This window comes from Amycolatopsis pretoriensis (genome assembly GCF_900107925.1).
Classification (GTDB): Bacteria; Actinomycetota; Actinomycetes; order Mycobacteriales; family Pseudonocardiaceae; genus Amycolatopsis; species Amycolatopsis pretoriensis.
The window spans coordinates 693,233-718,914 of sequence record NZ_FNUJ01000007.1; the positions used below are offsets into that span (position 1 = coordinate 693,233).

A 25,682-nucleotide genomic window follows, 5' to 3' on the forward strand; every position below is an offset into this window, starting at 1 on the left:
GCCGGCCGCAACACTGGCAGGCGGTGCGGGCGTCGCGGAAACTGCACCGCGCGACCACCGGCGGGTGACACTCGCCCCGGCTCGTCAACTGCGCGGCCGATTCCGAGCAGCGCGCACTCGGCTTGGGCTGAGCCGCCCGCCACGGCGGCGGCCCCGCGCGGCCACCGGCGGCTGAGCGTCAGAGGTCCAGGTCCACCACGATCGGCGCGTGGTCCGACGGCCCCTTCCCCTTCCGTGCGTTGCGGTCCACATAGGAATCCGTCACCGCGGACGTGAAAGCCTCGTTCCCGTACACCAAATCGATCCGCATCCCCTTGTTGTTGGGGAAGTTCCCGGCCCGGTAGTCCCAGTACGTGAACGGGTGGTCGTACTTCAGCGGCCGCGGGAACACGTCCGACAGTCCGAGGTCCCGCAGCCGGGCCAACGCGTCGCGCTCCGGCTTCGTCACGTGTGTCGACTCCGCGAACACCGCGATGTCCCACACGTCCTCGTCCGTCGGTGCCACGTTGAAGTCCCCGAGCACCGCGTACGGCTCGGACGACAGCTCCGAAGACACCAGCGAGTGCAGCGACGACAGCCACTCCAGCTTGTACCCGTAGTGCGGGTTGTCCGGCTCGCGCCCGTTGGGCACGTACACCGACCACACCCGCACCCCGCCGCAGGTGGCTCCCACCGCACGCGCCTCCGCGGCGCCCTCGAACGACGGCTCGTCCGGCAGCCCGCGCACCACGTCGGACAGCCCCACCCGCGACACGATCCCGACGCCGTTCCAGCGCCCCAGCCCGTACGCCGCCACTTCGTAGCCCAGCGCCTCGACCTCGGCCAGCGGGAACTTCTCCGTCGTGGTCTTCAGCTCCTGCAGGCACAGCACGTCCGGTGCCGTCTCCTCCAGGAAGCCCAGCACCCGGGGCAGGCGGGGGACGATGGAGTTCACGTTCCAGGTGGCGATCCGCATGCCCGCGAGCATCCCACACGGCACCGACAAAACCGGGGCGGCGCCGAAGCGCCGCCCCGGAGGCTCACACGCCCGCGGTCGTCCGGATCCACGACCGGCTCGACGCCACGCTCGCGTAGTTGTTCGTCCCGCGCGTGTTCGTGCCGCTCTGGTTCTGGACCGTCGACGCGACGCCGACCTGCACGCCGCCCGAGACCTGGGGGCCGCCCGAGTCGCCCTTCCACGCCGACCCGTTGATGCCGACGCTCTGGATCGCGCGGCCGCCGTACGCGTCCGTCGAGCGGCCGGTCACCTGGACGTTCGCCGTCTTCAGGGCGGACGCCGGCGGGCCGGTCGGGGTCGTGCGGCCCCAGCCGTAGAGCTGGTTCGTGCTGCCGGTCGACGGGTCCGTGCTGCCCAGCTTGATCGGCGCCGCGCTCGTCGCCGACGCCAGGTGCAGCAGCGCGATGTCGCCGTTGGGGGACTCGTACTTCCCGTCGACCGCGATCTGGGTGCCGGAGAACAGCGTGTTGCTGCCGACCTTGACGTGCATGCCCGAACCGTCCTGGTCGAGGCAGTGCACCGCCGTCATCACCCAGCGCGCGGCGATGACCGTGCCCGAGCAGTTGAAGCCTTCGAAGTCGCGGCCCTGGGTGTTGACGTACACCTGCGCGCCCCACGACACGGTGGGGGCGGTGGTGCCGCCGACGATGTTCGGCTGGACGCCGGCGGAAGCCACGGCGCCACCCGCGAGAGTCAGCGCGACGGCGGCCGCGGAAACGGCGCCGAGGAGACGGAGAGAGCTCACGGTGGGGATCCTTTCGGACGGGGGCCGGATCGGCCGGTCGGAAAGTAACCACCGCGTCCTCGGTGGGGACACCTACCGAAGTCGGAAGCGGACGAACACCCTACTTCCGGCGGGGCGACCGGGGGCGTGCGAGAAGTGTCGGTGGTGGCAAATAGGCTGGGGGAGTGGCTGACCCGACCACCTACCGACCCGCTCCGGGAAGCATCCCGGAGGCCCCTGGCGTGTACAAGTTCCGCGACGCGACCAAGCGGGTCATCTACGTCGGCAAGGCGAAAAGCCTGCGCAGCAGGCTGAACTCCTACTTCGCCGACCTCTCCGGCCTGCACCCGCGCACCCGCCAGATGGTGACGACGGCGGCCAGCGTCGAGTGGACCGTCGTCACCACCGAGGTCGAAGCCCTCCAGCTCGAGTACAACTGGATCAAGGAGTTCGACCCGCGGTTCAACGTCCGCTACCGCGACGACAAGAGCTACCCGGTGCTCGCGGTGACGCTGAACGAGGAGTTCCCGCGGCTGCACGTCTACCGCGGCGCGCGCAAGAAGGGCGTCCGGTACTTCGGGCCGTACGCGCACGCGTGGGCCATCCGCGAGACGCTCGACCTGCTGCTGCGCGTCTTCCCGGCCCGCACCTGCTCGGCCGGGGTGTTCCGGCGCCACGGCCAGATCGGCCGGCCCTGCCTGCTCGGCTACATCGACAAGTGCTCGGCGCCGTGCGTCGGCCGGGTCTCCGCCGGCGAGCACCGGGACATCGTCGAGGACTTCTGCGACTTCCTCGCCGGCAAGACCGACGTCATGATCAAGCGCCTGGAAGCGGAGATGGCTGCGGCCTCCGAAGAGCTCGAGTTCGAGCGCGCGGCCCGGCTGCGCGACGACCTCGGCGCCCTGCGCCGCGCCATGGAGAAGCAGGCCGTGGTGCTCGGCGACGGCACGGACGCCGACGTCGTGGCGTTCGCCCACGACGACCTCGAAGCCGCCGTCCAGGTCTTCCACGTGCGCGGCGGCCGGGTCCGCGGCCAGCGCGGCTGGGTGATCGACAAGGCCGAGGAGATGGACGTCCCGGCGCTGGTCGACCACTTCCTGACCCAGTTCTACGGCGACGAGGCCGAGCTCGACGCCCGCGACGACGTCGACGCCGGGCCGGTCGTCCCGCGCGAGGTGCTGGTGCCGGAGCTGCCCGCCGACGCCGACGCGGTCGCGGAGTGGCTGAGCGGCCTGCGCGGCTCGCGGGTCCAGCTGCGGGTGCCGCAGCGCGGCGACAAGAAGGCCCTCGCGGAGACGGTCGAGCGCAACGCGGGAGAGGCGTTCACCCAGCACAAGCTGCGCCGCGCCGGCGACCTCACGGCCCGTTCGGCGGCGCTCACCGAGCTGCAGGAGTTCCTGGCCCTCGACACCGCGCCCCTGCGCATCGAGTGCATCGACATCAGCCACATCCAGGGCAGCGACGTCGTGGCGTCGCTCGTCGTGTTCGAGGACGGCCTCGCGCGCAAGTCCGAGTACCGCCGCTTCGCGCTGCGCGAGGCGGCCGAAGAGGGCGATGTGGCCTCGATCGCCGAGGTCGTGCGCCGGCGCTTCTACCGCTACCTGAAGGAAACGGCGGAGGACACGAGCAAGCCCGGCCTCGACCCGGAGACCGGCCGGCCGAAGAAGTTCGCCTACCCGCCGAACCTCCTGGTCGTCGACGGCGCGGGCCCGCAGGCCACGGCGGCCGCGGACGTGCTGGCCGAGCTCGGCATCACCGACATCTCCGTGATCGGCCTGGCGAAGCGGCTGGAAGAGGTGTGGCTGCCCGCCGACCCCGACCCGGTGATCCTGCCGCGGACGTCGGAGGGGCTGTACCTGCTGCAGCGGCTGCGTGACGAAGCCCACCGCTTCGCCATCACCTACCACCGCGAGAAGCGCTCCAAGCGGCTGCAGACGTCCGAATTGGACAGTGTGCCCGGGCTGGGGCAGGCTCGCCGCACCGCGCTGATCAAGCACTTCGGCTCGGTGAAGAAGCTCAAGCAGGCCAGGGTCGAGGAGATCGAGGCGGTGCCCGGCTTCGGCAGGCGCACCGCGGAGGCCGTGGTCGCCGCGCTGGCCGGGGAGTCCGGTGCGGGCAACGGCACACAAGCAGGGGAGTAGGGAAAGACAGTGAGTGCGCAAGAGGAGATCCGCGGGTCCGGCATGGAGGTCGCGGTCGTGTCCGGGCTGTCCGGGGCGGGCCGCAGCACGGCGGCCAAGTGCCTGGAGGACCTGGGCTGGTTCGTCGTCGACAACCTGCCCCCGGAGCTGATCGCGACGATGGTCGAGCTGGGCGCGCAGGCGCGTGGCGCGATCACGAAGGTGGCGGTGGTGATGGACGTGCGTTCGCGCGCGTTCACCGACGACCTCGCCTCGGTCATCAAGGACCTCGACGCGCGGGGCTACAAGCCGCGCGTGCTGTTCCTGGAAGCGACCGACGCCGTGCTGGTGCGGCGCTTCGAGGCCGTCCGGCGCGGCCACCCGATGCAGGGTGACGGCCGGCTCGCCGACGGCATCACCGCGGAGCGGACGCTGCTGGAGCCGCTGCGCGAAGAGGCCGACCTGGTGCTCGACACGTCGTCGCTGTCGGTGCACGACCTGCGCGCCAAGATCGAGGACGCGTTCGGCTCCGAGGCGAGCACCCAGACCCGGGTCACCGTGCTGTCCTTCGGCTACAAGTACGGCCTGCCGATGGACGCCGACCTGGTGATGGACGTCCGGTTCCTGCCGAACCCGTTCTGGATCCCGGAGCTGCGCGAACACACGGGCCTCGACGGCGAGGTCCGCAACTACGTCCTCTCGCAGGAGGGCGCGGAGGAGTTCCTGGACCGCTACCACCAGCTGCTGCGGCTGATCGGCGCCGGCTACAAGCGCGAGGGCAAGCGGTACCTGACGCTCGCCGTCGGCTGCACCGGCGGCAAGCACCGCAGCGTGGCGCTGTCCGTGGAACTCGCCCAGCGTCTGTCCAAAGAGGACGGTATGGCCGTGAAGGTGGTGCACCGCGACCTTGGTCGTGAATAACGTGCGCGCGGTCGCCCTCGGGGGCGGCCACGGGCTGCACGCCACGTTGTCCGCGGTGCGGCGGGTGACCCCCGACGTCACCGCGATCGTGACCGTGGCCGACGACGGCGGATCGTCCGGCCGGCTGCGGCGCGAACTCGGGCTGCTGCCGCCGGGCGACCTGCGGCAGGCCTTCGCCGCGTTCGCCGCCGAAGACGGCGGCACGCTGTGGGCCGAGGTGTTCCAGCACCGCTTCGGCGGCGACGGCGCCCTGGCCGGCCACGCGGTGGGGAACCTGCTGCTGGCCGGGCTCTTCGAGGTGCTCGGCGACCCGGTCGCCGCGCTCGACGAGGCGTGCCGGCTGATCGGCGTCTCGGGCCGCGTGCTGCCGATGTCGCCGGAGCCCCTCGAAATCGAGGGGCAGGTCAGCGGCCTGGACAGCGAGAACCCGGCGGCGCTGCGCACGATCCGCGGGCAGGTCGCGGTGGCGTCGACGCCCGGGCAGGTGCAGCGCGTGAGCCTGCGCGCGCCGGGCGGTTCGGGGCGCCCGCCGCTGGCGTGCGAGGAAGCCGTCGAAGCGGTGCTGAACGCCGACGTCGTCTTCCTCGGCCCGGGCTCCTGGTTCACCAGCGTGCTACCTCATTTGCTGGTGCCGGGCCTGCACGACGCGCTCGTGCGGACCGCCGCGACGAAGGTGCTCGTGCTCAACCTTGTCCCCCAGCCGGGGGAAACCGCCGGGTTCTCGCCGGAGCGGCACCTCGACGTACTCTTCGAGCACGCGCCCGATCTGCGGGTCGACGCGGTGATCGCGGACCGCGATTCCGTCCCCGACCCGGCGAATCTCCGGCGCGCGGCCGAACGGCTCGGCGGGCGCGCGCACCTGGGGGCGGTGGGCGACCCGGAAGTGGCGGGACGGCATGATCCTGATGCGCTCGCGTTGTGCATGCGGGAGGCTCTCGGTCTCGGCGGGGAGCACGGGGGAGGAGCGAAAGGCAGGGAGGGGCAGTAATGGCGATGACCGCCGCGGTGAAGGACGAGCTGAGCCGGCTGGAGATCACGAAGATCGGGCCGCGCCGGGCGGAGGTCGCGTCACTGCTCCGCTTCGCCGGCGGGCTGCACATCGTGGCCGGCCGGGTGGTCGTGGAGGCGGAGCTGGACACGGGCTCGGTCGCGCGACGGCTGCGCAAGGAGATCCACGAGCTGTACGGCCACCATTCGGACGTCCACGTCATCACCGCCAGCGGCGGGCTGCGCAAGGGCACGCGGTACGTCGTGCGCGTGGTCAAGGACGGTGAGGGCCTGGCCCGCCAGACCGGGCTGATCGACCAGCGCGGCCGCCCGGTGCGCGGGCTGCCCGCGGCCGTGGTGTCCGGGGGCGTGGCGGACGCGGAAGCGGCGTGGCGGGGCGCGTTCCTCGCGCACGGTTCCCTGACGGAACCGGGCCGGTCGTCGTCGCTCGAGGTGACGTGCCCGGGCCCGGAGGCGGCGCTGGCGCTGGTGGGCGCGGCGCGCCGGATGGGCATCCAGGCGAAGTCGCGCGAGGTGCGCGGAGCCGACCGGGTGGTGGTCCGCGACGGCGACGCGATCGGCGCGCTGCTGACCCGCCTGGGCGCGCACACGAGCGTGCTGCAGTGGGAAGAACGCCGGATGCGCCGCGAGGTCCGCGCGACGGCCAACCGCCTGGCGAACTTCGACGACGCGAACCTGCGCCGCTCGGCCCGCGCGGCGGTCGCGGCGGCGGCCCGGGTGGAGCGTGCCTTGGAGATCCTCGGCGACACGGCTCCCGACCACCTGCTGGCGGCGGGCAAGCTGCGGCTGTCCAACCGGCAGGCGTCGCTGGAGGAGCTGGGTCAGCTGTCGGACCCGCAGATGACGAAGGACGCGGTGGCGGGCCGCATCCGCCGCCTGCTGGCGATGGCGGACAAGCGGGCGAAGGACCTGAACATCCCGGACACCGAATCCGCGGTCACGCCCGAGATGCTGGAAGAAGAAGACGCCTGACGAGGTCCCGCAGCCACGGCTCGGCGATCGCGGGCTGCTGTTCGAGGACCCGGGCCAGCCGTTCCCGCACCGCCGCGGTGCGCCCGGCGTCGACGATCGCGACCGCTTCGGCCAGCGCCCGGCGGGTGCGGTGGTCGCGGGCCGGTTCGCGGACGTCCGGCGCGGCCCACAGCTCCCGGCCGAACGAGTGCGTCAGCTTCTGCTGGTGGTCGGCGAGGTAGCTGAACAACGCGGACTCGACGGAGACGTTCCGGATCGTCAGCTCGCGCGCCCAGTCCACGTGCTGGTGCCAGCGGTGGGTGTTCGGGCTGGTGTGCGTGCGCCGCGTCAGGCCGACGATCCGGATCCGGCGGAGGACGGCCGGCCAGTCCGCGCGGTCGTCCTCGGCCCAGTCCCGCAGGATGTCCAGCAGCTGCTTCAGCGTCCGGCCGGTCGACACGACGTCGGCGAAGACGATCGGCCGGGCTCCCCGGGCGAGGAGAGCCGGACTCAGCCCGTGCGCGGCCAGGTTGGCGCGCAGCTGCGCCACTTCGGCCGGGTGGAGGCGGCCGAAGAACCAGCTGTCGATCGACGCCGTGGACAGCGGCAGCAGGTGCAGCCGGTCCGGATCCGGCAACGCCCCGCCGAGCAGGTCGAACACCGAGTCCCCGGACCGGCCGACGAAGTACAGCTCGCCGTCTTCGGACCGCGCGAGCACCTTGGCCGCGCACTCGACGAGGTCGTCGAGGAACCACAGGTCCGGTTCGGGCAGGCCGTCCAGGAGCGAGCCGAGGTGGTCGGGCCGCGCGAGGTCCCAGCGGAACGGCCGGTTCGGCTCGATCACACCGGCATCGCGCCTTCGAGCCCGGCCATCAGCTCGGCGAGCCGGTAACGCGAGCCCGCCCCGGCTCGCCAGGACGGCCGCGGTCGCCACGAATCCCTCCAGGAGCGCCCGCTGGATCGGGTCACCCCGGTCCCCGACGGCCCGGCCGGCGGGACGAATGCCTCGGCGAGGCGCGTGAAGACCGTGCCGGGCCCGTGGGACGGGTTCCACACGTCCTGGCCGTCGATGCTGGAGTACTGGCTCATCGGCCGCGAGCCTAGGCCGTGCGGCCGCGCCGGGCAGCCGGTTTTCGGCCCGCCGCGTTAACCGGGCACGCCACTTCGTAACACCGCGGTAGCACCCGGGCGCCGTCGGCGAAACGCGGCACCCCGAACCTCGGAGGCGACCCGAGGGAAGGGGAAAGCATGCGCAACCCGCACGTGACGCCGGAGGTCGGCACCTGGCTCACCCGGCGCAGCAGCAAGACCGCGGACTGGACCGTCGACGACCTCGTCGCCGCCAAGCGGGGGACCACCGTCTCCGTCGTCATCCCGGCCCGGGACGAGGAGGCCACCGTCGGCGCGATCGTCGCCGCCATCCGGGACGAGCTGCGGGGCCGGCTCGTCGACGAAATCCTCGTCGTCGACAGCCACTCCACCGACGCCACCGCCGAAGCCGCCGCCGCGGCCGGGGCCCGGGTCGTCGCGCAGGACGCCGTCTTCCCCGGCCTCCCGGCGTACCGGGGCAAGGGCGAAGCGCTCTGGAAGGGCGTGGCCGCGACGACCGGCGACATCGTCGTCTTCGTGGACGGCGACCTCCACGACTTCACCACGGACTACGTGACCGGGCTGCTCGGCCCGCTGCTCACCGACCCGTCCGTCGCCTACGTCAAGGGCTTCTACCACCGCCCGCTCGGCGCCGAGGCGGACGGCGGCGGCCGCGTCACCGAGCTCGTCGCCCGGCCGCTGCTCAACATGTTCTGGCCGGAGCTGGCCGGGTTCGTGCAGCCCCTCGCCGGCGAGTACGCGGGCCGGCGCGAAGTGCTGGAGAGCATCCCGTTCGTCGTCAACTACGGCGTGGAGATCGGCCACCTCATCGACCTGCTGGAGCTGCGCGGCCTCGACGCGCTCGCCCAGGTCGACCTCGGCCACCGCGCCCACCGGCACCAGAGCACGCAGGCGCTGGGCCGGATGTCCGGGCAGATCATGCAGACGCTCTTCGACCGCCTGGAGCACTACGGCCGCCTGGTCACCGCGATCCCACCGGCGACGCTGCTCGCGCAGTTCCGGCGCGGGACGTCGGACAGCGGCGTCGAGCGCGAGCTGGTGCTGACCGACCTGACGTCCCCGCGGCACCCGCCGCTGGCGAGCCTGCGCCCGGGGAACGTGCTGCGGGACACGGCCTGACGAGTTACGCCAGGCCCGCCGGAACCGCGCCGAGTTCCCGTTCGAACGCCTCGATGAACGAGGCGATGCGTTCTTCGTCACGCCGGTAGTGGGTCCACTTCCCGACGCGCGTCGACCGCACCAGCCCCGCGCGCTCCAGCACCGCCAGGTAGGCGGACACGGTGGACTGCGCGAGCCCGGCCTTGGCCTGGATGTGGCTGACGCAGACGCCGACCTCGCGCGGGTCGGTGACGGCGGGGTCCACGGGGAAGTGTTCTTCCGGTTCGCGCAGCCACTGGAGCACCTCGAACCGCACCGGGTTGGCGAGCGCTTTGAGGGGCTCGAGCAGAGCCGCGATGTCGCCGGTCACGGGCATGTCTTCGCCGGCCTTCCGCGCTGGTCAATGGCCACATCGATGATATCCGATGCGACGGGCGGGTGCGACCTCCCGGCCGGGGGCGCACCCGCCTTGACTCGTGTCAGGATCCTGACATACAGTGTCCTGTGTCAGGAACCTGACACGTACGGAAGGACGATCGTCATGCCCGTCACCGGCCCCGACTTCATCTCGCTCCAGGCGCGCGACCTCACGGCGTCGCAGGCGTTCTACGAGCGGTACCTCGGCCTCGTCCGCTCACCGGCCGGACCCCCGCACGCCGTCGTCTTCGAGACGAAGCCGATCGCGTTCGCCCTCCGCGACGTCGTCCCGGGCACCGACCTCGCCTCGGCTGCCCGGCCCGGTATCGGTGCCGCGATCTGGCTGCACGCCACCGACGTCCAGGCCATCCACGACACCCTGGCCGGCGACGGCCACGAGATCGTCGCGGCGCCGATCGACGGCCCGTTCGGCCGGACGTTCACCTTCGCCGACCCCGACGGCTACCACGTCACGCTCCACGACCGGGCCTGACGGAGTCCCGGCGCAGGAACAGGGCGCTGGTCAGGACACCGAGCAGCACGATGGCGGCGTTCACCGCGATCGCCGCCTTCAGGCCGCCGAGGATGGCCGTGGCTCCGGTGCCCGCCACCGCGGACGTCACCACCACGCTCATGATCGGCGTGCCCATCGTGATGCCGACCTGCTGGGTCATCGTGGCGAGGCCGGTGGCCAGGCCCTGTTCGTGGTCGGCCAGCCCCGAGGTGGCGGTGACCATGAACCCGACGATGACGAGCATGTTGCCGACGCCGCCGGCGAAGCTCGCGACCAGCATCAGTGCCAGCCACGAGCGGTCGTCGCCGAGGCCGAGCAGGGCCGCGGTGAACACGGTCTGCAGGATGCCGCCGATGATCAGCGTCCGCTTGCTGCCGGCCTTGCCGATGACCTTCGGGGCGCAGACGCCGCCGGTGACCGTGCCCAGGCCGAGCACGCCGAACGACAGGCCCGCCGCGAGCGGGGAAAAGCCGAGCACCTCCTGCAGGTAGAGGGTCAGCGGGAACACCAGCGAGCACTCGGTGAGGAACGCGATCAGGCCCGCGACGTTGCCCCAGGCCACCGACCGCCTGCGCAGCACGGTGAGCGGCACCAGCGGCGCGGACACCTTGCGCTCGACGGCGTAGAACACCAGCAGCAGCACCACGCCGGCCGCCAGCGAGCCGAGGACGGCCGGCGAGCCCCAGCCCTCCTCGCTCGCCTGGGTGAGCCCGAAGATGACGGCGAGCAGGCCGAGCGTCACCGTGATGGCGCCGGGCACGTCGAGCCGGGGGCGCTCGTCGGGCCGGGACTCCTTGATCACCGTCGGGGCGACGAGCAGCACGGCGAGCGCGACGGGCACGTTGACGAAGAACGCCCACCGCCACGACAGCAGGTCGGTCAGCACGCCGCCGAGGATGGCGCCGGCGGTGAAGCCGCTGGACATCAGCGCGCCGTTGAGGCCGAGCGCCTTCCGGCGCAGCGGGCCCTCCGGGAACGACACCGTCATCAGCGACAGCGCGGCCGGCGTCACGGCGGCGGTGGCCAGGCCCTGGAAGACGCGGGCCACGATCAGCGTTTCCGGGTTCTGGGCCAGGCCGCCCAGGACCGAGGCCGCGGCCAGGACGACCAGGCCGCCGAGGAACAGCCGTCGCCGGCCGAACAGGTCCGCGACCCGCCCGAAGAACAGCGTGAACCCCGCCGCGCACAACGCGAACGCGGTGGCGATCCACTGCAGGTGCCCCAGCGGGAAGCCGAGGTTCCCGCCGATCACCGGCAGCGCGACGTTCAGGATGGCGAAGTCCGCGGCGAGCATGAACTGCGTGGCGAGCAGCAGGACCAGTACCAGCCGCAGCCGCGGCGTGAGCCGGGCGGGCGCCTCCGTTTCGATGACGGACATGAGGGTCCTTCCCCTGGGGTTTCGTTGTCACGGAGAAGGTTCGTCGGCGCGGCGGTGCCCAGCCAGAACCGCGTTCTGCCCCGTCCGCGCGAGGGTGGTCACGACAGCACCACCCTCGCGGCTCGTGGGCGCGGCATCATGGGGGTGAGCACCGGAGGTGTCCATGGCAGCCCTGTCCGAGCTGGGTGATTTCCTCAAGTCGCGCCGCGCCGCGCTGCGTCCCGAGGACGTCGGCATCACGCCGCACCCGGCCCGCCGCCGCGTCAGCGGCCTGCGCCGCGAGGAGCTGGCGACGCTCGCCAACGTCAGCATCACCCACTACACGCGCCTCGAACAGGGCCGCGCCGGCAACGCCTCCGACGGCATGCTCGAGGCGATCGCGCGCACCCTGCGGCTCACCGAAGACGAGACGGCCCACCTGAAGGACCTCGCCCGCCCGGCCGCGTCGCCGCGCCGGGCGCCGGCCCGGGTGGCGCAGGCGAGCGCGTCGGCGCGGCAGCTGCTGGGCGCGATGACGCACGTCCCGGCCGTGCTCATGGACCGCCGCGGCGACGTCCTCGCCTGGAACCAGCTGGGCCACGCGCTGCTCGCGGCCCACCTCGCGCCCGGCAGCCCGGACGACCCGGCGGCCCGGCCCAACCTGACCCGGATGCTGTTCCTGGACGAGCGCTACCGCGCGCTGTACCGGAACTGGGGCGAGCAGGCGGAGCTGGCCGTGGCCTCGCTGCGCCTGGTCGCCGGGCGCCACCACGACGACCGCGCGCTCGCCGAGCTCGTCGGCGGGCTCACGATGAACTCCGACGAGTTCGCGAAGCTGTGGGCCCGGCACCCGGTGCGCACGTGCACGTCCGGCGTCAAGCTGCTGCGCCACCCGGTGGTCGGCGAGGTGGAGCTCAGCTTCGAGAACCTCGACATCCCCGGCACGTCGGGGCAGCGCCTGATCGCCTACACGGCCGAGCCCGGTTCGCCGTCGGAGACGGCGCTGAAGCTCCTGGGCAGCGCGTCGGCACCGGCTCCGGCGGTGGCGCGGGGCGTCCACCCGGGTGGCCCGAACACGTAACCCGCGCGCTCGCGCCACGTCCGCGCCGTGCGCAGGTCGCGCAGGATCGAGCCGTACTCGTGGAAGCCGACCTTCAGCAGGTTGTACGTGCCGATGTTCTTCGTCAGCCCGTACGTCGGCCGCTTGCCCTCCGGCACGAAGCTGCGGAACAGGCGGTCCCAGATGATCAGGATGCCGCCGTAGTTGGCGTCCAGGTATTCGGCGTCGCTGCCGTGGTGGACGCGGTGGTGCGACGGGGTGTTGAAGACGTATTCGAACCAGCGCGGCAGCTTGCCGACCTTCTCGGTGTGCACGAAGAACTGGTAGACGAGGTCGATCGACAGGCCGGTCAGGATCATCCACGGCGGGATCCCGCACAGCGCCAGCACCGACCAGAAGGGGAGCTGGAAGTACGGCGTCCACTTCTGGCGCAGCGCCGTCGAGAAGTTGTAGTGCTCGCTGGAGTGGTGCACCTGGTGGCCGGCCCAGAGCAGCCGCACGCGGTGGCTCGCGCGGTGGTAGGCGTAGAAGACCAGCTCCTGGCCGAGCAGCATGAGCACCCACGTCCACCAGTCGCGCGGGTCGAACCTGACCGGCGCCAGCTCGAACAGGGCGGCGAAGACGAAGAGCATGACCAGCCGGAACAGCGCGTTGACGCCGACGGCGACCGTGCCCATCAGCATGCTCGTGCGGGTGTCGGCGACGGTGTAGCCGACGACGTTGTCGTCGTGGCCGAGCACGTGCACCGCGACGATTTCGATCGCCACGAACAGCACGAACACCGGGATCGCGAACAGCACGGGGTCGCGCAGGTGCGCCAGGAACTCGGCCACGTCGCCTCCTTTGATCTGACCTGACGGTAACTTACCTTCGGGTCACTTTACGCACGGTAGGCTCTCGCGCGTGACGGAGTCAAGGGCGGTCGGGACCAAGGGGATGCCTCGCGAAGAGCGCGAGGCCCAGCTCGTCGTGGCCGGCACCGAGGAGTTCGGCCGGGTGGGCTACGCGGGCGCGTCGATGGTCGAGATCGCGCGCCGGGTCGGGGTCACGAAACCGTTGCTGTACCAGTACTTCGGCTCGAAGGACGGGCTCTACCTCGCCTGCCTGCACCGCGCGGGCGACCGGCTGACCGAGGGGGTCGCGACGACGATGGCGGCCGGCGGTGACCCCGACCAGATGCCGCTGAAGGTGCTCTCGGCGATCTTCACGACGTTCGACCACGACCGCTACGCGTGGCGCCTCCTGCGCGACGAGACCGTCCCGGCCACGGGCGACATCGCGGCGTCGGCGGCGGACTACCGCTACCGCCTGGACGCGTTCGCGCTGCTGGGCGCGACGGAGCTGATGACCTCGCGCGGCCTGGCCGACCCGGTCGACATCGAGGCGATCGCGCAGGTGTGGACCGGGGTGGTCGACTCGCTGATCAGCTGGTGGATCGACCGCCCGGACGAGGACGCGGCCGCGATGACGGCCCGCTGCGCGCGCATCATGGCGGGCCTGTTCGGCTGGTGACCTACCCGTGTGGCGGGAGCTTCCGCGCGAAGCCGTGCCAGTACGCGGCGGCCGCGCTGTGCTGCCGGACCACCGCGTCGGGCGCCGGGGGAGCGGGCCAGAACTGCAGCACGTAGCTGTCCCGCTCGGCCTCGCCGTCGAGGCGCGTGTCCTGTTCGCGGCCGGTGTCCATCGCCGTCGCGCTGTAGCGGACGCGGTAATCGCCGGGTGCCAGTTCCAGGTGGTGAACCCGACGTCCCCGGTGTGCAGCCCGGTGAGCAGGAACAACGTGCCGGGCACGGCCGCGCCGCACAGCCCGTTGCGCTGCCCGGCGAAGCACGCGGTCAAGTCGCCCTCGAACGGCTCGCCGCCCTCGCTGCAGACGTACATCTGTCCATAGTGGACAGGAACGTCGCCGTGCACCACGGTTCGCATGCCCGCCGGCATGGCAGGCACCTCCGACAGTCTCCCTTTGGCCGGTTTGTCCGTTATCGTGATACGCAGAGTGGTGTTCGCCGATTGACTTCCCGAACGGCGTAGCGAAACCGGTCGCGTTCGCGATTAATCAGGGAAGCCATCGCGTCGAGAGGTGTCCCATGCCCGAACCAGCCGCCCCCGTCCCGGCCGACCCCCGCCTCGCCGCGCGGTTCACCGAGGACCTGCTCGACGGCTGCCGGGTCCTGGCCAAGGACTACGGCTACCGGCCGGCCCAGTTCGAGCGCATGGTCCGCGAGCACGGCGGCGTCGAAGCGGCCCGGCTCCTGCTGCGCGGCGCCGGCACGGCCGGCGGGTTCACCGTCCTCTGGGAGAAGAACCAGCTCGGCCGCAGCTCGGAAGCGACGATGCTCCGGACGGAGTACTCGGAGCTGTTCACCCCCGACGAGCTCCTGCTCGCCCGCCGCCGCCTCGAGGAACACGGCTTCGACGTCGACGCGCACCTGCGCACGCTCACCGAGCAGGCGTAGGGCGGCAGGGGTGACCGGCGCCGCTCCGGTCACCCCTGCCGCGGCTTCTAGGCGGCCGCGCTCGACTTGCCGCGCAGCACGACGTTCGCCGTCGACGCGCCCTTGATCGCCGTCTCGATCTGGGCCATCGTCGAAGACGAGCTCAGGCCGGGGACCGTCGCGGTGTTCAGGGCGTAGAGGGTGAACGTGTACGGGTGGCTGGACCCGCCCGGGCAGGGGCCGAAGAACTTCTGCGCGTTCGCCCCGCTGCCCATCGCCTTCTGCTTCGCGCCGCCCTGGTTCGGCACGGTGTACCCCGCGCCGAGGCCTTCCGGCAGCGACTTCGTGGCGGCCGGGACGTCCCAGATCGCCCAGTGCAGCTTGTTCCCGCTGTTGGCGACGTCGGCGAACACGATCGCGTACGCCTTCGCGCCGGTGGACGCGCCCCACCCGAGCGGCGGCGACGGGTCCTGGCCCGCCGTGCCGTCGCCGGCGCAGGTGTACTTGTCCGGGATGGTCGCGTTGTCGGCGAACGCGGAGCTGGTCAGCTTGAAGTCACCCGGCGTCGAACCGCCGGGGAACTTCAGCCGCACGATCACGTTGTCCAGCACCGACGGCGTGCCGCCGTTCTTGTCGTTGTTCGTCGACGTCAGCCACAGCCCGCCGTCCGGGGACTTCGTGACCGAGCGCAGCCGGCCCCAGCGGCCGGAGAACAGCGTCGACACGGTGCCGATGCCGGTGCCCGCGGAGTTGATCTGCGTGGCGAACATCTGCTCGCCGGTGACGCCGGCGATGTAGATCCAGTCGTTGACGATCTCCAGCCCGCTCGGCCCGGCCTGCGACGTCGGCCAGGTCTTCTTGGGAGCGATGAAGCCGCTGCAGCTGCCCTGCGTGCCCTCACAGCTGGGCCAGCCGAAGTTGCCGCCCTTCTGGATCAGGTTGAGCTCGTCCTGACTGCTTTCGCCGAACTCCGCCGCCCACAGCTGGCCGCGGGAACCCCAGGCCAGGCCCTGCGGGTTGCGGTGGCCGTAGCTCCAGACGTACCGCGCGTTGCCGCCGGTGGCGTAGAACGGGTTGTCGCTCGGCGCCGAGCCGTCGGGGTTGAGCCGCAGGATCTTCCCGTTGAGCGAGCTCTTGTTCTGCGCGTTGTCGCTGTTCTTAGCGTCGCCCACGGTGGCGTAGAGCTTGCCGTCCGGACCGAACTTGATCCGGCCGCCGTTGTGGTAGCGGTTCTTCGCGATCCCGGTCAGCACCGGCGTCGACGTCGAGGACAGCGTGCTGCCGTCGTAGGTCATCCTCACGATCCGGTTGTCGCCGGAAGCCGTGTGGTACAGGTAGATCGCGTGGTCGCTCGCCCAGTTCGGCGAGATCGCCAGGCCGAGCAGGCCGCCCTCGCCGTTGGTGCCGACCGCGCCCGGCACCTTGCCCAGCGTCGTCTTCTGGCCGGACGGCGTCACCAGCACGACCTCGAACCGGTCCCGCTCGGTCACCAGCGCGTTGCCGTTCGGCAGGAAGTCCACCGACCAGCCGAGGTCGACCTTCGCGATGTCCTTGTCGTACTCCGGGATGCCCCCCGCGCCGCCCGGAGCAGACGTCCTGGCGGTGACCGCGTTGCTGGCCGCGGAGCTGTTGCCGTCGGGGTCGCGCGCCTTGACCGTGAAGGTGTAGGAGGTGTTCGGGTTCAGGTTCGTGACGGTCGTCCCGAGCGACGTCGTGGTCGCGACCTTCGTGGCGCCCTGGAAGACGTCGTAGCCGGCGACGGTGCCGCCGTTGTCGGTGGAAGCGTTCCACGCCAGCGAAACGCTGTTCGCGGTGACGCCGGTGGACCGCAGGTTGCCCGGCACGGTGGGCGGGGTGGTGTCGTCGCTCGGCGGCGTGGTGAAGGTGACCACGTTGCTCTGCTGCGACGGGTTGCCCGCGGCGTCGTACGCGCCGACGGAGATGTCGTAGGCCGTGTTCGGGGTCAGGTTGTCGACGGTCGCGGTGGTGGTCTTCCCGTCGACGGTCTTGAGGATGTTGCCGCCGCGGTTGACTTCGTAGCGGACGACGCCGACGTTGTCGGTCGCGGCGGTCCAGGTGAAGGTCGCCGCGGTCGGGAGGATGTTGCTCGCCTTGAGGTTCGCCGGCGCCGTCGGTGGTTCGCCGTCCGTGGGCGCGACGAAGGTGTCGGTGAGCTTGTCGGCGTTCGGGCCGCCGTTCGCGGTGGTCGCGGTGGTGCGGACCTTGTTGACGCCGGCGGTCAGCTGGACGGTCGCGGTGGCGGTCTTCCAGGTCGTCCAGGCGCCGGTGCCGGGGAAGTCGACGGTGCCCTTGTCCCCGCCGTCGACGACGAGCTTGACCGGGCGGTTGTCCGCGGTTCCGTTGGCGTAGCGGAAAGTCAGGGTGTGCGTGCCCGCCTGCGCGGCGTTCACGGAGTATTCGACGTAGCTGCCGGCGACGTTGTCGAAGTTGACGAACCCGGTGCCGGAGTAACCGGCGTGGTTCGACTCGACGACGCCCTGGGAGATCACGGCGTTCTCGGACTCGTAGTCGGTGTCCGCGGCGAAAGCGCTTACCGGACTGAGCGCGGTGAGGCCGAGCGCCGCGACGGCGGTACCGGCCAGTACCACGCGCCACGGTGGACGGGGTGCCACTGGGAGCCTCCTGCGTGGGTCGGGGGACAGGGGGTGACCGGGGCGGAACTGGTCGGCGGACCACCGGAATCGGACCTAATAGTTAGGAAAGTTTCCTATCTATAGGGACAGATCTCACACCCTCCGAGCGGGCCGTGTCAATACTCGACACGGGCGCTCACCCTTGGTGAAGAAGGGTTTCCCGCTCACCGGTGCTTGGTCTCAGCCGACCACCGCGGCGGTTTCGCCCGCCCAGTCGCGCGGCACCAGGAACGAAGCCAGCTCCGCCTCCGGGCTCCCCGGCTCCGGCGTGAACCCGGCGTCCCACCGGACCAGCGGCGGCAGCGCCGCCAACACGGCCTCGGCGTCGTCCCTCGGGGCCGAGGCCGCGTGGAAGAGCGCGGACTCCACGAACCGGCCGCGGCGGTGCAGCTGCCACTGCCGCTCACGCTCACCGTGCGCCAGGTCCCGCCGCCGCCGGACGATCGGGAGGTACGCCGGCGCGATCGTCGCGATGCCCGCCGCCGTGAACGCCGCTCCGCGTCGCCAGCCGTGCGGGCCGGACGGGCTCAGGTGGTCGAACGCGATGCCGCCGATCCCGTGCGGCTCGGCGCGGTGGGGGAGCCGGAACCGGTCGTCGGCGGCCCGCTTCGCCTGCGCGTGGAACGCCGGGTCGAGCGTGTCGCAGTGGTTCTTGAGCACCCGGTGGAAGTGGGCCGCGTCCTCGGCGAAGCCGTAGCACGGCAGGAGTTCCGCGGCGCCTTCGAACCACCACGCGTCGCCGGATTCGCAGTACCGGAAGGACGCCCGCAACGCCGGGACCCACGGGTTGCGCGGGTGCAGGACGACCGACAGCCCGCTGGTGAAGAAGTCGCTGTCGGCCGCCGACGTCACGGCGACCGCGGCGCGCTCGAAGACGTCGCCGTCCTCCAGCAGTTGTACCCGGCCGCGGCCGAAGCGGGCCCCGCCGTCCAGCCGGTCCAGCTCGGCGACCAGCTCGCGCTGACCTGAGCTCAGGATCGCCTTGACGGCGTCACGTCTGTCGTCCTCACCCGGAAGCATGCCCCCACCCCCGTCGGCGAGGGTACCAGCGAACCGACGTCAGCCGGCGATTTCGGCCCGCGCGACGACCTTGGTGATCTTCGCCCGGACGAGTGCCTCCTCGGGGACGGCGTTGCGTTTGCCGTACTCCTCGGCCCGTTCGGCGCCCATGTACCGGGCGCCGAGGCGGGTCGCCCATTCGAGGGTCTCGGCGTGGTCGTGCGTCAGCCGCGCCTCGGCGGTGAACTGCACGTACGAGTACGGCGGCGCCTGGTCGTCGACGACGAGGGAGATCCGCCCGTCCCGGGTGATGGCCTTGCCCTTGAGGGTCTCGGTGCCGGTGTTGAAGATCAGCTCGTCCCCGTCCGGTCCCTCGTTCAGCAGGAACCAGATCGGGGCGACGATCGGGGCGCCGTTGGCGCGGACCACGGCGATCTTGCCCGTTCGGGTGCCCTCCGACGCGAACTGCCACCACTCGTCACGGCTCATCTCACGCATGTGAGCGACGTTAGCCCGTCACCCGCGCGTGCGCAGAGGGTGGCCGACTAGCCTGGCCTGCTGTGCGAGACGACACCGGGGGAACAGGACTGGCCGACGAGGGGCTGACGCGCCGCCTCAAGGCGCTGGCCTGCACCGCGCCGCTGCACGACCTGGACGCGCGGAAGGCGAAGCTCGACTGGGCCGACGCCACGGTCTACCAGATGGCCGAGATCGCGCTGCACACGATCGACCAGGTCACCATCGCCATGGACTTCGACACCGGCGCCGGCCACGACGAGGTCATCGACCGCCTGCTGCCCTTCATCGCCCAGCAGGCGCCGTCGCGGATGCCGGAGGAGCACGTCCGGGTGGCCAAGTGGGTCCTGGACAACCTCATCAACGTCGGGACCACCGACCGCGGCTTCCGGCGCGTCTACGGCTCGATCGGGCCCGGCGGCTACCAGCGGCGCCAGTTCGACTTCAAGCTGCTGGTCGAGCTGGCCGCCCCGGACGGCGAGGTCTACCTGCGCGCCACCGACGAGGCCATCAACGTCCTCGTGGGCGCCCTCGACACCGACGTCGAGTCCGCGCAGATCGCCGCCGAGGTCAAGCTCGAGAACCTGATCAACCGCGGCCGGCTGGCCGACGCCAAGCTCGCCGCCGAGCAGGCCCGCTACCGGACCGTCCAGTACGGCGAGACGCTGCGCGCGAAACTCGACGCGACCCGCCGCGACGTCCGGTCGGTCGACTGGGAACGCGAGGTCCCCGAGCTGCTCGACAGCGCGCTCAGCCACATCGAAGCCCGCTTCCGCGCCGAGAACGCCATCCTCAAGAACATCACCACCGCCCGCGACGAGACCGAGGACCTCGACCGCAAGCGCCGCGCCGCCGAGCTCGTCGACATCGTCGGCGACTGCATCCGCCGGCACACCCGCCTGCAGTCCCGGCTCGCGGACGCGGGCGCGGTCTTCCGCGCCGAGCAGGACCGCCAGCAGTTCTCCGGCCCGCCCCAGCGCGCCACGCTCGACCTGTTCGGCCAGCTCCTCGTCCCGACCCTCGGGCTGCCGCTGGCCGACGCCGTCGCGCCCGCCGAGCACTTCTTCCACGCCGCCGCCGGCATCACCGCACCGGTCGTGCCGTCGCTGTCGTCGCTGGTCTCGCTGCTGCTGCGCCAGGCTCCCGAACGCGACCAGCTCGTCGGGGAGATCCCCGAGCCGGAGCTCATGCCCGCCGAAACCACCGACCGCTTCGGCGACGACGTCTGGCGCGCCGCCGACGAGCTCCTCGACCTGCCCGAAGTGCCGCGCCGGCTCTCCGGGCTCCTCGAAGAAGCCCGCCGCAGCCGCCAGCCGGGCCTCGCCGCCCTGGTCGCGCTGCGCGCGGTCCACGCCTACAGTCCCGGGGTCGGCGCGGCCCGCCGCCAGGGCGACCGCTCGGTGCTGCTCGCCGTCGACGACGGCACGCTCCTCGACGACCCGGACTTCGGCGGCGCCGACCTGCTCCTGTCCACCGCCGCCGTCGAGCGGGCCGACGAAGAAGAGGAAGTCGCGTAATGGCGCTGTCCCACAGCAGCGTGGACGCCGAAGCCGCGGCCCGGCTGGTCGCCTTCGGCATGCGGCCGAAGCAGCTGCCGGCCCGTGACGTCGTCTACGGCGACCTCGTCCGCCGCTACGGCGAGGACAACGCGTTCAAGGCCCTCACCCACGCCGTCGCCGCCGGGCTCGGCCTCATGGTCCTCGAGGTCAACCAGCAGGCCGGCGCGGTCCTCGCCGCCACCGACGAGTCCGTCTTCGAGATCAAGATGGACTCCTACGCCCGCCAGGCCAAGATCCGCGAGCGCCGCGAGACGGAGAAGGTCCTCCACGGCCTCATCCACCTCGCCACCGCCGCACTCGGCTACCCGCGTCCCGACGACCTCGCCAACGACACCTACATCGGCCGCGTCAGCGTCGAGCAGGTCGACGCGATGGTCCGCGAAGCCGCCCGCATGCTCGACGAACGCGCCGCGGCGGCCGAAGCCAACAACGACCCCCTGGCCGACGCACCCGAGCTCGAACAGGCCTGGCGCGCGTACACGAGGCGCCCGGCCGCGGCGGCCACGAAAGACGGCCGCCTCGCCGCCGACACCACCCGCGGCATGGTCAGCCGCGCTCTGCGCTTCCTCGCCGACCAGGGCTTCCTGGTCCCGGTGAGCGACGAACAGGGCGGCACCTACCGGACCACGCCGCGCTACCAGATCCAGGTCCGCGAACTCGCCGCCGACGCCGCCTTCGACGACCTCCTGTCCCTCGACGTCGTGGCCGTCGCGAACGCCGGGGGCACGCTGCGCGCGACCTCGTCGGACACGCTGTAAAAGGGGAGTAGATGTACGAGCTTTCGCGGGTCCGCCTGCATTCCGTGGGCCCGGCGGGTGCCCGCTACCAGGACGTCGTGCTCGACTTCAGCGGCGTCGGCGCCAAGATCACCGCGCCCCAGCAGGACGCCCTGTTCAGCGCCGGCATCCACGCGACCGGCCCGGCCGAGCTGCGCCGCCCGTCGCCGGCCAGCGTGCTGTTCCTCGAGAACGGCGGCGGCAAGTCCGTCCTCATCAAGCTGATCTTCTCGGTCATGCTCCCCGGCCGTCGCCAGGTCGTCGGCACCACCAGCACGAAGGTGCTCGAGAAGTTCGTCGCCGCCAAGGACGTCTCGCACGTCGTGCTGGAGTGGCTGCACGTCGAGAGCGGCCACCGGATCATCACCGGCAAGGTCTCCGAGTGGCGCGGGCACGTCGTGTCCGCCGACTCCGAAAACCTCGCCGACTCCTGGTACTGCTTCCGCCCGACCGTCGCGCTGGGGCTCGACTCCCTGCCGATGACCCAGGACGGCCGGCTGCTCACCATGTCCGGCTTCCACGACAAGCTCGCCGCGGCGCAGCTGGCCGAGCCCGAGCTGGAGCTGTCCTGGACGCGGCGCCACCACGAGTGGACCGGCCGCCTGGACACCCTCGGCCTCGACACCGAGCTGTTCCGCTACCAGCGCGCGATGAACGCCGGCGAGGGCGAGGCGGCGGACGCGTTCGCCTTCGGCACCGACGACGCGTTCGTCGAGTTCCTGCTGAAAGCGGTGATCTCCGAGGACGAGCCGAAGGACCTCGCCGAGGTCGTCGCGACCTACTCGAACAACCTCGCCCAGCGCGGGGACCTGTTGTCGGAACGCGATTTCGTCGCCGGCGCTCTGGATCTGCTGGGCCCGCTGGCCGCCGAAGAAGGCGTCGCCGCCGAGTCGCGCAAGATCGCCGAGTCAGCGAAAGCCGACATGGCGTCGCTGGCCGGGCGCGTCGTCGCGCGCAACGAGCTCGAGAACGCGCGGCTGTCCGGGCTCGAGGACCACGTCACCGAGGTCAAGTCCGCGGAGAAGCTCGCCGAGGGCGACCACCGGCGGCTCGCCGCGGCCGTCACCGAGCTGCGTCGCCTGGTCGCCGTGCTGCGCTTGGACGAAGCCCAGGAGGCCCGCAAGCGCGTCGACGGCGAACTCGCTTCGGCGAAGACCGCCGCGGAAGCGTGGCGCGAGACGGCGACCGTGCTCAACTCGCTGAACGCGGCCCGCAAGGCCAAGGACCTGCGCGAACTGGTCGGCAACCGCGAAGAGAAGGCGCGGCCGGCCCTGAAGGCACGCAACGACGCCGCTTCGGCACTCGCGCGCGGGTTGCACTCGCTCGCGCAGGACGCCCAGCGTCAGGCCGACAAGGCCGAAGCGCACGCGGGCGCGTTGCGGGCCGAAGCCGAGAAGGCCCAGACCGAACGCGACGAGGCCGCCAACCTCGCCGCCGGACGGCGGGCCGAGGCACGCGGGCTGACCACGCGGATCACCGAGCTGCGCGAAGAAGTCCAGAACGCCGTGCGAGCGGGGTTGTTGCCGTCGGGGGCCGACGTCGCCGAAGCGTCCCGCGCCGCCCGTAGCGCCGCCGAAGCGGCCACCGCCGAACTCGCGCGGCGCGAGCAGGAACTCGACCGCGTCGCGGCGGATCTCCAAGCGGCGCAACGGGCCGTGAACGAGGCGCACCAGCTCGCGGGCACCACCCAGGACCGCTTCGAGCGCGCCACCGAGGACCTCGACCGCGCCCACCGCCGCACCGATGCGCTGGCCGCGGAAGGGCGGCTGATCGAGCTGCTCGGCGCGGACGACGTCGCTCTGGAGAGCGATCTGCCGGTGCTGCTGGAACGGCTGCGCGAGGCGAGCGCGGCGGTCGAGAAGGAGCAGACCGCGCTGCGGATGGAGGAGTCCGCCGACGAACGCGCGCTGGCCGCACTCGGGTCCGGTGGGCTGCTGCCGCCGCCGGAGGACGTCCAGGCCGCGTTGGACGCCCTGGAAGAAGCCGGGATCACGGCGTGGTCCGGCTGGCGCTATCTGTCCAAACTGGACGCATCACGTCGGGCTGAGGTGCTGGAAAGCCTGCCGCAGCTGGTGTCCGGAGTGCTGCTGAACGACGCCGCGCACGTGGACCGCGCCCGCGAGGTGCTCACGAAGCGGCGGCTGCTGCCGTCCGCGACCATCGCCGTCGGCACCACCGAAGCGCTCTTGGCCGAGGTGCCCGCTGCGCCCGGCGTGGAGTTCCTCGTGCCGCCGAACCCCGCGATGTACGACGAAGAAGCCGCCGACGCCGAGCGGGAAGCCGTGGCCCGGCGGCACACCGAACGGCAGCGGCGCCTCGAAGCGTTGTCCGCCAAGCTGTCCGCGGACGGCGCGTTGACGTGGAAGCTCACGACCTGGCGCGAGGACTACCCGCCCGGCGCCGTCGCGACCCTGGCCGAGCAGGCCCAGGCGGCCCGGACCGCACGCGAGACCGCGCGCACGGCGCTGGAGCAGGCCGACGCGGACTTCGCGCGGCTGAGCGAAAAAGCCGTGTCACTGCGCGAGCGCGTCCCCGAACTCCGCGCGGCCGCGACCGAAGCCGAGGAACGCGCCCGGCGGCTCGGGGAGCTGGGGGTCCGCAGCGCGCGGATCACCGAATGGACCGAAGACGTCGAGCGCGCCACCGAGGTCGCCGAGCGCGCCGACCTGCAGGCCGCCGACGCGGCGGGCAAGGCCGCGCGGCTGCGCGAGCAGGCGGGGGAGGAGCAGCGCACCGCCGACGGCCACCGCCGGACGGCGACCACCGCGCGCGCCGAACTCGCCGAGGTGCCCGGCGCGGCCGACGCCGCCGAAGGCCCGGTGCCGGCCGAGCCGGTCGATGCACTGCGGCGGACGTACCTGTCGGCGTCCGAGTCGTACGCGAAGGTCGAGGTCGGCAGCGACCTGCGGGCGGAGCTGGAGCAGGCCGAGTCCGCCGAAGCGGCCGCGGGCTCGGCCGTGGAGTCCCTCGACGAGGCCGTCCGGGTCCGCGCGGCCGAGCTGCTGGAGACCCCCGACGGTTCCGACGCCTCGGCGCGGGCGGCCGCTCTGGCCCGCGCCCGCCGCGTCGTCGACGGCTTGGAGGACGAGCGCACCGAAGCCATCGGGCTCGTCTCGACGCGGCGCGCCGAGCTGGACGCGCTGCCGCTGCAGAACGGCGTCAACGGCGAGAAGCCGCGGGACATCGAGCACGGCCTGGAGCTGATCGACGCGGCCGGCCTGGAGGCGTCGGCGGCCGCGCGGAAGTGGGAAGAACTGCAGGAACGCCGGGCGGCGGCCGAGGCGACGCTGGAGTCGGCTCGCAACTCCGCCTCGGGGTTCGCGCTGCTCGCCGAATCGATGGCCCACCTGGTCACCGACACCGACGCGGCCGCCTACGACGGCGACGTCGAGACCGCCCGCGCCCAGCACAGCCGGCTCAACGCGACGCACGGCCAGGCCCAGGAAGCCGCCGACGCGGGCGACCGCCGGGTGCGCGCGGCCGCCGACCAGCTCGCGCAGTACGCGACCGAGAAGCGGTTCGAGAAGCTGAGCACGCCGGTGCGCCAGCAGGTCATCTCGGTCAAGCGCGACCAGCTCCCGGCGCACGCCGCCGAGTGGGCCGAGGCGCTGCGGCCGCGGCTGCGGTCGCTCACCGACGACCTCGCGCAGATCGACCGGCACCGCGGCGGCATCATCACGCGCCTGCAGGGCATGGTCGACGGCGCGCTCCGGACGTTGCGTTCGGCCCAGCGCGTCTCGCGGCTGCCCGACGGGCTCGGCGACTGGTCCGGGCAGGAGTTCCTGCGCATCCGGTTCACCGAGCTGGAGGACAACGCGCTCACCGAGAAGCTCGGCGAGGTCGTCGACGAGGCCGCGGTCGGCAAGACCGCCGACGGCCGGGACGTCAAGCGCGACGGGCTTTCCCTGGTGCTGCGCGGGGTCCGGGCCGCGGCGCCCAAGGGCTTCCGCGTCGACATGCTCAAGCCGGACTCGGTGCTGCGGACCGAACGCCAGCGCGTCTCGGAAATCCGCGACGTCTTCTCCGGCGGCCAGCAGCTGACCGCGGCGATCATCCTCTACTGCACGCTGGCGGCGTTGCGGGCCAACAACCGCGGCAAGGTCCGCAACCGGCACTCGGGCGTGCTGTTCCTGGACAACCCGATCGGCCGCGCGTCCGCCGGGTACCTCCTGGAACTGCAGCGGGCGGTCGCCGAAGCGCTCGGTGTGCAGCTCATCTACACGACGGGCCTGTTCGACGCGGGCGCGCTGTCGGAGTTCCCGCTCATCGTGCGGCTGCGCAACGACGCCGACCTGCGGGCGGGCCGCAAGTACCTGTCGGTGGACTCGACGATCCGCAACTCCCTCGACGACCTGGGCGACCCCGACGGCGTCGCGCGGCTTTCGGCGACCCGGATGTTCACGCGGCCGGCCGAAGATCCCGCCGATTCCGCTGAGGACGAACAACCGGCCTGACGGGAACATCCG

The 25,682-nt window shown here is 72.0% G+C and carries 24 protein-coding genes; 13 read left to right on the top strand and 11 right to left on the bottom strand.

Features of this window, described 5'->3' with window-relative positions; translation table 11 throughout:
- Window positions 1-178 precede the first annotated feature (178 nt).
- A complete protein-coding gene (locus BLV96_RS33175) occupies window positions 179-955 on the bottom strand; it encodes an exodeoxyribonuclease III (protein WP_086671276.1) in 777 nt (258 codons plus the stop codon).
- A 64-nt stretch (window positions 956-1,019) separates the two neighbouring features.
- Entirely contained in the window at window positions 1,020-1,742 is a 723-nt protein-coding gene (locus tag BLV96_RS33180; protein ID WP_086671211.1) for a S1 family peptidase, read from the bottom strand.
- A 164-nt stretch (window positions 1,743-1,906) separates the two neighbouring features.
- Between BLV96_RS33180 and uvrC the strand changes: the two genes are divergently transcribed.
- The 4 genes from uvrC to whiA are packed head-to-tail and all read left to right on the top strand — an operon-like array spanning window position 1,907 to window position 6,742.
- Entirely contained in the window at window positions 1,907-3,862 is a 1,956-nt protein-coding gene (gene uvrC, locus BLV96_RS33185; protein WP_086671212.1) for an excinuclease ABC subunit UvrC, read from the top strand.
- 42 nt (window positions 3,863-3,904) lie between these two features.
- Window positions 3,905-4,762, top strand: coding sequence for an RNase adapter RapZ (gene rapZ / locus BLV96_RS33190; RefSeq protein WP_003101350.1), 858 nt, complete (start codon window positions 3,905-3,907; stop codon window positions 4,760-4,762).
- Between the two features lies 1 nt (window position 4,763).
- A complete protein-coding gene (locus tag BLV96_RS33195; RefSeq protein WP_086671214.1) occupies window positions 4,764-5,750 on the top strand; it encodes a gluconeogenesis factor YvcK family protein in 987 nt (328 codons plus the stop codon).
- The gene (whiA, locus tag BLV96_RS33200; RefSeq protein ID WP_086671216.1) at window positions 5,750-6,742 is read left to right on the top strand and encodes a DNA-binding protein WhiA; all 993 of its coding nucleotides are present in this window, start codon (window positions 5,750-5,752) and stop codon (window positions 6,740-6,742) included. The genes BLV96_RS33195 and whiA overlap by 1 nt, the downstream gene beginning before the upstream one ends.
- Here the strand turns inward: whiA and BLV96_RS33205 are convergent.
- Window positions 6,708-7,565, bottom strand: a complete 858-nt coding sequence (locus BLV96_RS33205) for a hypothetical protein (RefSeq protein WP_208608388.1) — start codon at window positions 7,563-7,565, stop codon at window positions 6,708-6,710. The two genes, whiA and BLV96_RS33205, sit on opposite strands and share 35 nt — an antisense overlap.
- Window positions 7,562-7,810 carry a hypothetical protein gene (locus BLV96_RS33210; protein WP_244180639.1) on the bottom strand — a complete coding sequence of 83 codons (249 nt, stop codon included), beginning with the start codon at window positions 7,808-7,810 and terminating at the stop codon, window positions 7,562-7,564. The genes BLV96_RS33205 and BLV96_RS33210 overlap by 4 nt, the downstream gene beginning before the upstream one ends.
- A gap of 159 nt (window positions 7,811-7,969) precedes the next feature.
- Here BLV96_RS33210 and BLV96_RS33215 point away from each other — a divergent pair, with 159 nt between their 5' ends.
- Complete coding sequence (locus BLV96_RS33215) at window positions 7,970-8,950, top strand: glucosyl-3-phosphoglycerate synthase (RefSeq protein WP_086671219.1); 981 nt, start codon at window positions 7,970-7,972, stop codon at window positions 8,948-8,950.
- Between the two features lie 4 nt (window positions 8,951-8,954).
- Here the strand turns inward: BLV96_RS33215 and BLV96_RS33220 are convergent, their stop codons facing one another.
- Complete coding sequence (locus BLV96_RS33220) at window positions 8,955-9,305, bottom strand: ArsR/SmtB family transcription factor (protein WP_086671221.1); 351 nt, start codon at window positions 9,303-9,305, stop codon at window positions 8,955-8,957.
- A gap of 165 nt (window positions 9,306-9,470) precedes the next feature.
- Here BLV96_RS33220 and BLV96_RS33225 point away from each other — a divergent pair, with 165 nt between their 5' ends.
- A complete protein-coding gene (locus BLV96_RS33225) occupies window positions 9,471-9,839 on the top strand; it encodes a VOC family protein (RefSeq protein WP_086671222.1) in 369 nt (122 codons plus the stop codon).
- Here the strand turns inward: BLV96_RS33225 and BLV96_RS33230 are convergent.
- A complete protein-coding gene (locus BLV96_RS33230; RefSeq protein ID WP_086671224.1) occupies window positions 9,817-11,238 on the bottom strand; it encodes an MFS transporter in 1,422 nt (473 codons plus the stop codon). The genes BLV96_RS33225 and BLV96_RS33230 overlap by 23 nt on opposite strands.
- Before the next feature lie 163 nt (window positions 11,239-11,401).
- Here BLV96_RS33230 and BLV96_RS33235 point away from each other — a divergent pair, with 163 nt between their 5' ends.
- Window positions 11,402-12,298 (top strand): helix-turn-helix transcriptional regulator, encoded by an 897-nt coding sequence (locus BLV96_RS33235; protein ID WP_086671226.1) that lies wholly within the window; start codon window positions 11,402-11,404, stop codon window positions 12,296-12,298.
- On the opposite strand, the gene BLV96_RS33240 is transcribed toward BLV96_RS33235, so the two are convergent.
- A complete protein-coding gene (locus BLV96_RS33240) occupies window positions 12,184-13,110 on the bottom strand; it encodes a sterol desaturase family protein (RefSeq protein WP_244180643.1) in 927 nt (308 codons plus the stop codon). The two genes, BLV96_RS33235 and BLV96_RS33240, sit on opposite strands and share 115 nt — an antisense overlap.
- Before the next feature lie 70 nt (window positions 13,111-13,180).
- Between BLV96_RS33240 and BLV96_RS33245 the strand changes: the two genes are divergently transcribed.
- Complete coding sequence (locus tag BLV96_RS33245) at window positions 13,181-13,789, top strand: TetR/AcrR family transcriptional regulator (RefSeq protein ID WP_244180645.1); 609 nt, start codon at window positions 13,181-13,183, stop codon at window positions 13,787-13,789.
- A gap of 1 nt (window position 13,790) precedes the next feature.
- Here the strand turns inward: BLV96_RS33245 and BLV96_RS50910 are convergent, their stop codons facing one another.
- Window positions 13,791-13,961 (bottom strand): hypothetical protein, encoded by a 171-nt coding sequence (locus BLV96_RS50910; RefSeq protein WP_244180646.1) that lies wholly within the window; start codon window positions 13,959-13,961, stop codon window positions 13,791-13,793.
- Between the two features lie 81 nt (window positions 13,962-14,042).
- Between BLV96_RS50910 and BLV96_RS51320 the strand changes: the two genes are divergently transcribed.
- The gene (locus tag BLV96_RS51320; RefSeq protein ID WP_279627564.1) at window positions 14,043-14,168 is read left to right on the top strand and encodes a hypothetical protein; all 126 of its coding nucleotides are present in this window, start codon (window positions 14,043-14,045) and stop codon (window positions 14,166-14,168) included.
- 196 nt (window positions 14,169-14,364) lie between these two features.
- Window positions 14,365-14,733, top strand: a complete 369-nt coding sequence (locus tag BLV96_RS33255) for a hypothetical protein (protein ID WP_086671231.1) — start codon at window positions 14,365-14,367, stop codon at window positions 14,731-14,733.
- A gap of 47 nt (window positions 14,734-14,780) precedes the next feature.
- On the opposite strand, the gene BLV96_RS33260 is transcribed toward BLV96_RS33255, so the two are convergent.
- From BLV96_RS33260 to BLV96_RS33270, 3 genes are all read right to left on the bottom strand, one after another.
- Window positions 14,781-17,345 (bottom strand): PQQ-dependent sugar dehydrogenase, encoded by a 2,565-nt coding sequence (locus BLV96_RS33260; protein WP_086671233.1) that lies wholly within the window; start codon window positions 17,343-17,345, stop codon window positions 14,781-14,783.
- A 201-nt stretch (window positions 17,346-17,546) separates the two neighbouring features.
- Entirely contained in the window at window positions 17,547-18,386 is an 840-nt protein-coding gene (locus BLV96_RS33265; RefSeq protein WP_086671235.1) for a coproporphyrinogen III oxidase, read from the bottom strand.
- A gap of 39 nt (window positions 18,387-18,425) precedes the next feature.
- Window positions 18,426-18,863: a PPOX class F420-dependent oxidoreductase gene (locus BLV96_RS33270; RefSeq protein WP_086671237.1), complete on the bottom strand. Its 438-nt coding sequence runs from the start codon at window positions 18,861-18,863 to the stop codon at window positions 18,426-18,428.
- A 62-nt stretch (window positions 18,864-18,925) separates the two neighbouring features.
- Here BLV96_RS33270 and BLV96_RS33275 point away from each other — a divergent pair, with 62 nt between their 5' ends.
- Genes BLV96_RS33275 through BLV96_RS33285 form a run of 3 tightly spaced genes read left to right on the top strand, consistent with a single transcriptional unit; the run spans window position 18,926 to window position 25,670 of the window.
- Window positions 18,926-20,398, top strand: a complete 1,473-nt coding sequence (locus BLV96_RS33275) for a hypothetical protein (RefSeq protein ID WP_086671239.1) — start codon at window positions 18,926-18,928, stop codon at window positions 20,396-20,398.
- Complete coding sequence (locus BLV96_RS33280; RefSeq protein ID WP_086671241.1) at window positions 20,398-21,198, top strand: hypothetical protein; 801 nt, start codon at window positions 20,398-20,400, stop codon at window positions 21,196-21,198. The genes BLV96_RS33275 and BLV96_RS33280 overlap by 1 nt, the downstream gene beginning before the upstream one ends.
- 11 nt (window positions 21,199-21,209) lie before the next feature.
- Window positions 21,210-25,670, top strand: a complete 4,461-nt coding sequence (locus BLV96_RS33285) for a coiled-coil domain-containing protein (RefSeq protein WP_086671243.1) — start codon at window positions 21,210-21,212, stop codon at window positions 25,668-25,670.
- Window positions 25,671-25,682: the final 12 nt, after the last annotated feature.

What these genes read in the sequence shown, in the direction of transcription:
- BLV96_RS33255 (WP_086671231.1), top strand. Translation starts at nt 14,365, where the DNA reads ATGCCCGAACCAGCCGCCCCCGTCCCGGCCGACCCCCGCCTCGCCGCG.
- whiA (WP_086671216.1), top strand. Translation starts at nt 5,750, where the DNA reads ATGGCGATGACCGCCGCGGTGAAGGACGAGCTGAGCCGGCTGGAGATC.
- BLV96_RS33230 (WP_086671224.1), bottom strand. Translation starts at nt 11,238, where the DNA reads ATGTCCGTCATCGAAACGGAGGCGCCCGCCCGGCTCACGCCGCGGCTG.
- BLV96_RS33210 (WP_244180639.1), bottom strand. Translation starts at nt 7,810, where the DNA reads ATGAGCCAGTACTCCAGCATCGACGGCCAGGACGTGTGGAACCCGTCC.
- BLV96_RS33175 (WP_086671276.1), bottom strand. Translation starts at nt 955, where the DNA reads ATGCGGATCGCCACCTGGAACGTGAACTCCATCGTCCCCCGCCTGCCC.
- BLV96_RS33280 (WP_086671241.1), top strand. Translation starts at nt 20,398, where the DNA reads ATGGCGCTGTCCCACAGCAGCGTGGACGCCGAAGCCGCGGCCCGGCTG.
- BLV96_RS33220 (WP_086671221.1), bottom strand. Translation starts at nt 9,305, where the DNA reads ATGCCCGTGACCGGCGACATCGCGGCTCTGCTCGAGCCCCTCAAAGCG.
- BLV96_RS50910 (WP_244180646.1), bottom strand. Translation starts at nt 13,961, where the DNA reads ATGGACACCGGCCGCGAACAGGACACGCGCCTCGACGGCGAGGCCGAG.
- BLV96_RS33270 (WP_086671237.1), bottom strand. Translation starts at nt 18,863, where the DNA reads ATGCGTGAGATGAGCCGTGACGAGTGGTGGCAGTTCGCGTCGGAGGGC.
- BLV96_RS33225 (WP_086671222.1), top strand. Translation starts at nt 9,471, where the DNA reads ATGCCCGTCACCGGCCCCGACTTCATCTCGCTCCAGGCGCGCGACCTC.
- BLV96_RS33235 (WP_086671226.1), top strand. Translation starts at nt 11,402, where the DNA reads ATGGCAGCCCTGTCCGAGCTGGGTGATTTCCTCAAGTCGCGCCGCGCC.
- BLV96_RS33265 (WP_086671235.1), bottom strand. Translation starts at nt 18,386, where the DNA reads ATGCTTCCGGGTGAGGACGACAGACGTGACGCCGTCAAGGCGATCCTG.
- rapZ (WP_003101350.1), top strand. Translation starts at nt 3,905, where the DNA reads ATGGAGGTCGCGGTCGTGTCCGGGCTGTCCGGGGCGGGCCGCAGCACG.
- BLV96_RS33215 (WP_086671219.1), top strand. Translation starts at nt 7,970, where the DNA reads ATGCGCAACCCGCACGTGACGCCGGAGGTCGGCACCTGGCTCACCCGG.
- BLV96_RS33285 (WP_086671243.1), top strand. Translation starts at nt 21,210, where the DNA reads ATGTACGAGCTTTCGCGGGTCCGCCTGCATTCCGTGGGCCCGGCGGGT.